The sequence below is a fragment of the Deltaproteobacteria bacterium genome (assembly GCA_026388415.1).
Classification (GTDB): domain Bacteria; phylum Desulfobacterota; class Syntrophia; order Syntrophales; family JACQWR01; genus JAPLJV01.
In genome coordinates, this window is the sequence record JAPLJV010000031.1 from 1 (window position 1) to 8642 (window position 8642).

The following is an 8642-nucleotide window of genomic DNA, read 5'->3' on the forward strand; positions in this document are numbered from 1 at the left end:
GATGCCGACACGGGCGGTTACAATCTGCAAGCGGCCTTCTCCACCGGCCATGTAGCCGGCGAACAGGCTGTCGCCTTCGTAAAAGAACGGATGGAAACTCAATTGCGTTGACATCCCCTGTTCTGCTGATTATACTAAAAATATTAAAGAGGAGGAGGAGGAGGAGGAGCAAAATGAGACGTATAAAATGGCTGCACTTGATAGCGATTTTTTTGTTGGTTGCGGTTTCGGCCTGTACAAAATACGAAAGACAGGTGGTTCCTTTCAAACTTCCGACGGCCTACCCGAACGCCACGGAGGCTGCCGAGGCAACCATCGCCGCCAAGGCCTACGACGGCAAAGATGAGGCTGGTAATGCTTTCGGCTTTGACATCCGCGGCGCCGGCATCCTGCCCGTCCAGGTCATATTTGACAACAAGGGCGCTCATTCTCTGGAAATTGTCCCGGCGCAAACCTTCCTGGTGGATGAGGCCAATAACCTCTGGCCTATTCTCGATGCGAGCCTTGCCTACGACCGGATAAACAAAAAGACGGAGCTGGGCAACGTCGTGCCGGAGGGCGCCAAATCCGGTATGCTGGCTGGCGCCGCCGGAGGCATCATCGGCGCGGCAATCGGTATTGTTACGGGGACGAGTGTCGGCGAGGCAGCCGCAAAAGGGGCGGCCATCGGCGCGGCGGCCGGTCTGACCATGGGAGGTGCAAAGGGTTTGACCGATGACGAGGCGCGTTATCAAATCCGGGATGATCTGAAGACCAGATCTCTGGAAAAGCGGGCGGTAAAACCCTACGAGATTGCCCACGGGTTCATTTTTTTCCCCGGCGAAGCCGGGAAGCCCAAGGAGCTGCGCCTGCATCTGAAAGCAACTGATACAGGCACAATTTATCCCCTCATCTTAAAATTCTAACGGAAAAGGACAAAAGGAAATAACTATGGACGAAGGATGGATTTTACTAATTGTCGTTGTCGGATGGTTCGTCGTGAACCGGTATGTCTTGCCCAGAATGGGAATTGCCACCTGAATGGCTTCTCCCAACGGGAAGGATTCCTGTAAAAAAGATGTCAATAAAAACAACGCCTGCCAGAGATGAAAATGCTCGGATCCGTCGCCTGAGGAAGATGGATAAGACGAATCTGTCCCCTGATGGTGGACCTCAGTTCAACCGACTGATATTCACCGGCAGCCCCTATCTGCTCCAGCATGCGGAAAACCCTGTCGCCTGGTATCCCTGGGGCGCCGAAGCCTTTGATAGAGCAGTTAAGGAGGACAAACCGATATTTCTCTCCATCGGCTATGCCACCTGCCACTGGTGCCATGTCATGGCCCATGAGTCCTTCGAGGACAGGCAAGTTGCTGAAGTGCTCAACCGGCACTTTATAGCGATCAAGGTTGATCGTGAGGAGCGCCCGGACGTTGATGACCAATACATGGCAGCGGCTCATCTGATGAACGTCAGCGGTGGGTGGCCCTTGAATGTTGTTATGAACCATGACCGACGTCCCTTCTTTATTGCCACCTATATACCAAGGAACCGGCGGCAGGGGATGCTGGGTATCATAGACGTCTTGGGGAGAATCGCCGACGCGTGGGTTACCCGGCGCGGAGAAATCGCACAGCAAGGGCAGGCCGTCATCAAAGCACTGGCCGAGCTGTCGTTGCCCGCGACAATGGACCCTCCCGGCGGGGAAGTGCTGGCAGAAGCCTACCGGCAGTTGAACGCTATCTACGACCGGACTTCAGGCGGATTCGGCTCGGCGCCAAAGTTTCCCATGCCGACGTACCTTTCTTTTTTGGTCCGCTACTCCGGCCGCAACGGATCAAGAGAAGCGCTGGGGATAGTGGAGCATACGCTGCGCGCCATGCGGAAAGGCGGAATCTATGATCAGATCGGCTATGGATTCCACCGCTACAGCGTTGACCAACAATGGCTTGTCCCCCATTTTGAGAAAATGCTCTACGATCAGGCCCTGCTGGCCATAGCGTATCTGGATGCGTTTCAGGCGACCGGGGAGGTGTTCTTTCGGGAAGTGGCGGGTGAACTTTTCGATTATGTGAAGCGTGAGATGACCAATCCGGAAGGGGGCTTCTACTCAGCCCTGGATGCCGACAGCGAGGGAAAGGAGGGAACTTACTATCTCTGGACCCCGGCCGAAGTGGAAACCGTCATCGGGAGCGAGGCGGCCCTGCGCTTTTGTCGGCTCTTTGGCGTTACCCAGCAGGGGAATTTCGAGGGGCGCAATATCCTTACCTGGCCTCAAGAGCTGGATAAAATCGCTTCAAGAGAACAAGAGCCTTTTGCAAAGTTAGTGGAAGATGTTGCGCAGTGGCGGCGGATGTTACTGCACGACCGTGAACAAAGAGTTCGGCCGCTTCGGGATGAAAAGATCATAACGGCCTGGAATGGTTTGATGATAGCTGCTCTGGCACGCGGCTATGGCGCCACCGGCGTGGATGACTACCGCCGCGAAGCGGACCAGGCAATAACGTTTATCCGGGAGAAGATGACGGATTCTTCGGGGAGACTCATGCGTATTCGGCATGCCGGAGGCGAAGCTATTCCCGCTTTCCTGGAGGATTACGCCTTCTTTTGCTGGGGGGTCATTGAACTCTACCAGGCCACCCTCGAACCGTCCTATCTCACAGTAGCTCTCCAGTTTACGGGCGAAATGCTCGGGCTCTTTCGCGACCCCGATAACGGAGGGCTTTTTGAAGCCGGCGGGGATGTGGAACCGGTGCTGGTGAGGACGAGGGGAGGCAACGATAGCGTCACGCCGTCCGGCAGTGCGGTGGCGGCCATGAACCTGCTCAGGCTTGGCAGGATTACTAAAGATGCGGCATTAATCAGTGCAGGGGAGGCGGTCCTGCGGTCAAATATGAGCAATGTTGTCCGGCAGCCCGCCAATTACGTCGCTTTGTTTTCTGCCTTCGACTATATCAACGGCCCCGTAGTAGAGATAACCCTGTCCGGCGGGACTCATCTGTCCGATCGCTCTGCTATGCTGCAAACCATTGGGCGTCGCTCCATACCGGGGCTTGTCATTCGTTCTGCGATTGATGGGGAAGATTATCCGGCTATTGACGGCCGCACGACCGTTTACCTCTGTGCCGCCGGGGCTTGTCGCCCGCCGCTTGTGGAGGCAAAGGACCTGGAGATGATGCTGGATGAAATAGGCCCGCTTAAGGGGAAGTGCTGAGTGCTGAGGACTGAGTAAAAGAAAGTACTCAGCACTCGGAACTCAGCACTTTTGTTCAAGGGTATTCCGGCAGTGCTGGGCCAGATTCGTGAGCAGGAGAAGCTGGGGGTTATCGCTCGCCGCCTCAATGAGGTTCGCCAGACCAGCAGGGATATGGGCAAGAAATTCCGGCTGGTTCCGTTGCCTTCCCAGAAATCCGTAAGCGCCCAGGGCCTGCATGAGGCGCTGTACGGATGCCTGTTGGAACATGGCCCGGAAGTGAGCCAGGTCATACTCTTTCTCGTAGAAAGAGTAATAATACTGGAGCAATTCCTCCCTCTCGGCTGCAGTGAAAGTAACATACGGGTCATAAAGGAGCGATCCCAGGTCATAGCAGGGGTGGCCGTAGCGCATCCCCTGAAAATCAATCAGTACAGGTTGATTGTCATAGATCATGACATTTTGCGACTGCAGGTCGCGATGAATCAGGCAAGTCGCCATCCCGGTCAGATTTGCCGCCAACAGGGCCAGCTCTGCTTCCAAGGCTTCAGCTTCTGACGCGTCCAGTTCGATCCGGCAAACGCCCTGCACAAAATGCTGCCGGAAATAATCGCGCTCCCAACGGTAAAGCTCAGAACCGAATGCCTCCATCAGCGGCAACCCGGCCAGAGACGCGTCCCCCGGTTGCAAGGCATGCAATTTCCGGATCATATCCAGGGTCTTTAAGTAATATTGCCGGCGTATCTCACAGGTTGCCTGCCGGTAGTGCCAAAGGTCGTATTCGCCCAGGTCTTCCATCAGGATGACCCCCCCGGCAGCGTCATGATGGAAAATCTGCGGCACGGAAACGCCGATTCCGCGCAGAAATGCGGCCTGGGCCGTGTAATAATTGTTTTCCCGGCGGTCGCGGTCGTATTGCATGAAAATACAAATGGCACGGTTGCCGCTGCGGACCCGGTAGAACGACCGGGCGGACCCTCCGCGGGCGATGGGGATTATCGAAAGGGGCTGATCTTCCTTAATCCCCAGCACCTTGCGGACCGTGGCGCCGATCTCTGTGAATGAATGACTCACCTGGCGCCCTCTTTTGTTGCGGACAACAGTTTGTTTAACTTTTCATATTCCTCCAGGGAGCCGGCATCATACCACCGGCCCTCATCTATTATTACCCCGGCCACTGCTCCGGGCAGCTCTCTGATCATATCGAGAAAAACTGTGATGACCGACTCCGGCCGGCTTGGTTGCAGGTGGCCGAGAAAACTTTTTTTCACAACATAGATGCCCGTAAACAAGCATTTTTTGCCCTGACCGCCGAGCTCGCCACGGAGATCGCAAACCTCATTTTGTTTGTTGAGACATACATTGAGTGGCTCGCCGCTGCTGCGCAAGGCCAGGGTCACTTCCTTGCCTGCCTCCTGATGGGCATCTAAAAGTCGCCGGAGCGGCAGGTCGCTGATTACATCGCCATTATATACCAGCAGGTCATCATCGCCCTCCAGGAGATCCTCAATATTTTTCAGACCACCGGCGGTGTCAAGCAGCAGCGGCTCGTAGCGAAAAATGATCGGAATCCCCCGCCATTGCTTTTCCGGAAAGACCTGGTCGTAAACAGGGGCCAGGTGGTGGGTATTGACGATGAAGCGCTCCACGCCGAGGGTAAGGAGCTGCTCCATGGCATAGGTGATGATGGGGCGACCGCCCACCGGCAAAAGGGGCTTCGGACAGGAATCAGTCAGGGGACGTAGACGAGTGCCCTGCCCGGCGCCGAGGATAAAAGCTGTTTTAATATAATTTTCAGTCACTTGGCACCGTTTACCACCTTTTTACCGAAGGCCGGATCTATCTTGATCAGGGCCGTGACGATAAAGCCGGGAATCGTGGTCAGGGCCACCCAGATGAAGAAGTGCTGATAACCCAACTGCTCCTGAATCCAACCGCTGCACATGGCAGGCAGCATCATGCCCAGCGCCATGAAGCCCGTGCCGATCGCATAATGGACGGTCTTGTATTCTCCCTCCGCCGCCTGGATCATCACCAGCGTAAAGGCCGTAAAGCCAAAGCCGTAGCCGAACTGCTCAATCGCCACAGCCAGATTGACAATAAGCAGATTCTGCGGCAGGGCGTAGGCCAGATAAATGAAGATCAAATCCGGCAGGTGCATCGCACATACCATCGTCCAAAGCCAGTATTTTAAGCCCTTTTTATAGACCGCCCACCCCCCGATCAGCCCGCCGGCCATCAAGGCCAGAACGCCTACGGCGCCGTAAGCGAAGCCCACCTCGCCGGTCGTCAAGCCCAAACCGCCCCGGAACGGTGGATCGAGCAGAAAGGGGGCCACCATCTTCACCAACTGCGCCTCGGCAAAACGATAAAAAAGGAAAAATGCCAGCAGAACCACAATATCCTTCTTCTGGAAGAAAAGTAGCATAATCTTGAAGAAGTCGGCCGCTCTATGCTGGGAAGAGGCCACCGGCGCGGGGCGATCAGACGCCGGCACGGGAAGCGCTATAAGGTGATACAGAAAGAGCGCCAGAAAAATAGCCGCGACGGCAAAAAAAGTCAGCGACCAGGCCGAGGCAACGGGCATACCCTGCATTTCCAGATAGCCGGCCAGGATCACAAGTCCCCCCTTGGCGGCAATGGTCGCCATCCGGTAAAAAATGGTGCGAACTCCCACCAGAGCTGCCTGTTCATCCTGCCGGAGACCGAGCATGTAAAATCCGTCGGCGGCAATATCATGGGTGGCGGAACTGAAGGCCATGATCCAGAAAAAAAGCAGGGTAAACCGGAAAAAACCCGCCACCGGGATGGCCAACGCCAGGCAGAGAAGAGCAAGGGCAATCAACAACTGCATCGCCAGTATCCAGGATCTCTTGGTGCGAAACATGTCTACCAGGGGACTCCAGAGCGGTTTGATGACCCAGGGCAGGTAGAACCAGCTCGTATACAAAGCAATGTCCGTATTGGAGACGCCCAGTCGTTTATAGAGGACGACGGAAACCGTCATGGCGACAATATAGGGGATGCCTTCGGCAACATATAAGGTGGGCACCCAAAAAAAGGGGCGGAGCAACACTGGCTTTTTTGGCATGAGTTCCCGCCTTGTTCATGTTTTATGATAGATACCTTGGTCTTGTATAAGACTTCTTCGCTATTCGTCAAGGACAATATCCGGTACTCCAGCATACAGATATTCATGCAAATATAAAGTTGCAATTTTGGTCATCAAGGTATATTAAAGATCAAAGGATACGCAACATCGGCCTGTTGCTTATGCAAATATAGTGGGTGATAAATATGCAAATTAATAAGTATGCCGCCACGGTGTTTAGTTTATTACTTTTCATATCTTTATTTGGATGTGCTGCCAGAGCTCCGGTAAGAGGCATTGCCGATAGGTCGCTACTCAAAAAAACCAGTTCCTCTTCTACTCTGTTCGATTCCAGAAGTCGGACAGAAGCATCGAGGGGCTGGCTGGGTGTATCTGTTCAGGACGTTACGGCGGAAGTTGCCAAGAACCTGAATCTCAAACCACCAACCGGAGCCTTTATCGTGGGGGTATCTGAAGATGGCCCGGCAGCCAGGGCTGGTCTGAGGTCCGGAGATGTCATCACGGCTGTAAATGGCCGAACGATTAATAACTATTCCACATTATCAATGATCGTAGCTAACTTCCGTGTAGGAGAAAACGTTAAAATCAAGGCGTTTCGGAATGGCCAGGAAAGAATCTATTCGGTAACCATTGAAAGAAGAAACGAAAATGAGATAGAAACTGCCGCGCGAGATAGTAGGTCCGGGATAATGGCACAAGAACTGGCGCAGGGCAAAGAAGCTCCCCTTAATAGAAGCGCCAAGGACGATAGGGCTAAAAATATTTCACGTTTGTCTGTCTTCAATTTTAATGCGGTCAATATAGATGCTTCTAAATACGGACCAGAAGTCACAAACTTGCTCACCGACGCCTTGGGCAAGAACCAAGCCTTCTCAATAATCAGTCGCCATGATCTGCTGGAATTTCTTACGCTTAACAACCTTCAGCAGAACGATAATTTGAGTGATATTGTCAGCATCGGCGGCAGACTGGGGTTAAATTTCATCGTTACCGGACGCATTGAGAAGAAAGGGATGATTTTGGCACTTGAGTTTATCGTTGCAAGCGTTCGTGACGAAAAAGTTATCTTTACCCGTAAGGTTCAGGTTGCGGGTGATTCAAATCTGGCAACGGAAGTGATTAAAATAAGCGACAGCATTTCAGCCGCCATCATAAACAGCGCCCACTAATTCCGATAGCGCTTGGTGAAAACATTAAAGGATCGTATCCGCGGATAGCTTCCTGCTATACGTAACAAAATATTGTTAAAACCTCAGTGCTGATAAAGCTTTTAAACGTAAGAAAATCCATATGAATACCTATAATTTTTAATGTGATGCTAACGTGGAGGTCAGCCGGAGGCCGGCTTTATAGCCGATTGGCTGGACAGTCTTGTTGGGCAATCTACTCTTTCGGTTTGTCCGATGTCAATCGCTGCCCCCTAATGTTCCCTTTGCACTGACCTCCTCTATGGGATGTGGAGCGCATGGGACGCCACTAACAGCACAAACCCGGACACGCCCAGGACTGCAATTAACAGCTCTCGCTTGAACCGCATATACTCTCCAACCCTGGTGTTCACGTAGTGGGTCAGAACCTTCCAGTTCAGAATCATGTGGACGACGGCCGCTATTAAGAAGAGCAGGGAAGCGGTATTGTGCATGGTCATGAACAGGTGGCTCCACATAGTGTCGCCTTCATGTGAGGCAAAATGGAGCGCTATACCGGAAGGAACTAACCACACGCCTGCGCAAAATAGAGCCATAGATGCTAAGGCTCGAGCGCTCATCCCTGTCCTGTGCGCAACTTTGTCACTCATCTTGTCACTCCTCCTCCCTTTGCCCCCCTTATGTTAACGGTCAACCTTGAACTCCCACTGGCACCAGCTATCCACGGGATGAGGGCCCGGAGGACAATACTTACACGACACTTTCACTGCCGGATCTATGACGCGTGCCACATTTCCGAAGCCCACCTCGAAGGTAGGTCTGCACGCAAATAGACCCACACCGGATTTCAAACGGGCTTCCTGAGGGGGGCAGGACGTAACGGTCAGGAGCGCCATATCGGCCATCTTCTCGACACGATAAGCACATTTAGCAGCCCAACTCATGAAATTAATGGTCTGTAGCACTGCTCCGAGGCCACCGTTGTCGGGAATGGCAAGTATCTCCTTTATTCTTTTTGCTTCAAGCCTTGATGAGACATCCCACATGTTAATATCTATTTCAAGGGCTTTATCCGTGCCGTACCGCTCCTCTACCCCTGAAAACCAGAGACCATCGCAGGTGTGCCAGTTCCTTGAATACATCTTTATGAGTTCGATAAGCGTTTCTTTCGGGAGTTGCTCCAACTCCTCATGAACCGGATTGTCAGGGT

9 protein-coding genes are annotated in these 8642 nt (G+C 53.2%); 4 read left to right on the forward strand and 5 right to left on the reverse strand.

Annotated elements, in window-relative coordinates; translation table 11 throughout:
• The 3 genes from NT140_07030 to NT140_07040 all read left to right on the forward strand — a co-directional run.
• The coding region (locus NT140_07030; protein MCX5831625.1) for an NAD(P)/FAD-dependent oxidoreductase at window positions 1-111 on the forward strand (111 nt) is incomplete at its 5' end.
• 62 nt (window positions 112-173) lie between these two features.
• On the forward strand, window positions 174-905 hold the full coding sequence (locus NT140_07035; protein MCX5831626.1) for a hypothetical protein: 732 nt from the start codon (window positions 174-176) through the stop codon (window positions 903-905).
• A gap of 212 nt (window positions 906-1117) precedes the next feature.
• A complete protein-coding gene (locus NT140_07040) occupies window positions 1118-3193 on the forward strand; it encodes a thioredoxin domain-containing protein (GenBank protein ID MCX5831627.1) in 2076 nt (691 codons plus the stop codon).
• A 42-nt stretch (window positions 3194-3235) separates the two neighbouring features.
• Here the strand turns inward: NT140_07040 and NT140_07045 are convergent, their stop codons facing one another.
• Genes NT140_07045 through NT140_07055 form a run of 3 tightly spaced genes read right to left on the reverse strand, consistent with a single transcriptional unit; the run spans window position 3236 to window position 6263 of the window.
• A complete protein-coding gene (locus tag NT140_07045) occupies window positions 3236-4246 on the reverse strand; it encodes a phosphotransferase (GenBank protein MCX5831628.1) in 1011 nt (336 codons plus the stop codon).
• A complete protein-coding gene (locus NT140_07050) occupies window positions 4243-4974 on the reverse strand; it encodes a sugar phosphate nucleotidyltransferase (GenBank protein ID MCX5831629.1) in 732 nt (243 codons plus the stop codon). The genes NT140_07045 and NT140_07050 overlap by 4 nt, the downstream gene beginning before the upstream one ends.
• Window positions 4971-6263 (reverse strand): MFS transporter, encoded by a 1293-nt coding sequence (locus NT140_07055; GenBank protein MCX5831630.1) that lies wholly within the window; start codon window positions 6261-6263, stop codon window positions 4971-4973. Before NT140_07055 ends, NT140_07050 begins: the two co-directional genes overlap by 4 nt.
• Before the next feature lie 206 nt (window positions 6264-6469).
• Between NT140_07055 and NT140_07060 the strand changes: the two genes are divergently transcribed.
• A complete protein-coding gene (locus NT140_07060) occupies window positions 6470-7453 on the forward strand; it encodes a PDZ domain-containing protein (protein MCX5831631.1) in 984 nt (327 codons plus the stop codon).
• A gap of 278 nt (window positions 7454-7731) precedes the next feature.
• Here the strand turns inward: NT140_07060 and NT140_07065 are convergent, their stop codons facing one another.
• Both NT140_07065 and NT140_07070 read right to left on the reverse strand, forming a co-directional pair.
• On the reverse strand, window positions 7732-8082 hold the full coding sequence (locus NT140_07065) for a DUF4405 domain-containing protein (protein MCX5831632.1): 351 nt from the start codon (window positions 8080-8082) through the stop codon (window positions 7732-7734).
• 33 nt (window positions 8083-8115) lie between these two features.
• Window positions 8116-8642, reverse strand: a 527-nt coding sequence (locus NT140_07070) for a DUF6125 family protein (protein ID MCX5831633.1), incomplete at its 5' end; no start/stop codon positions are given.

Excerpts from the sequence above, each read along its gene's own strand:
- NT140_07035 (MCX5831626.1), top strand. The coding sequence starts at position 174 with ATGAGACGTATAAAATGGCTGCACTTGATAGCGATTTTTTTGTTGGTT.
- NT140_07040 (MCX5831627.1), top strand. The coding sequence starts at position 1,118 with ATGGATAAGACGAATCTGTCCCCTGATGGTGGACCTCAGTTCAACCGA.
- NT140_07055 (MCX5831630.1), bottom strand. The coding sequence starts at position 6,263 with ATGCCAAAAAAGCCAGTGTTGCTCCGCCCCTTTTTTTGGGTGCCCACC.
- NT140_07060 (MCX5831631.1), top strand. The coding sequence starts at position 6,470 with ATGCAAATTAATAAGTATGCCGCCACGGTGTTTAGTTTATTACTTTTC.
- NT140_07065 (MCX5831632.1), bottom strand. The coding sequence starts at position 8,082 with ATGAGTGACAAAGTTGCGCACAGGACAGGGATGAGCGCTCGAGCCTTA.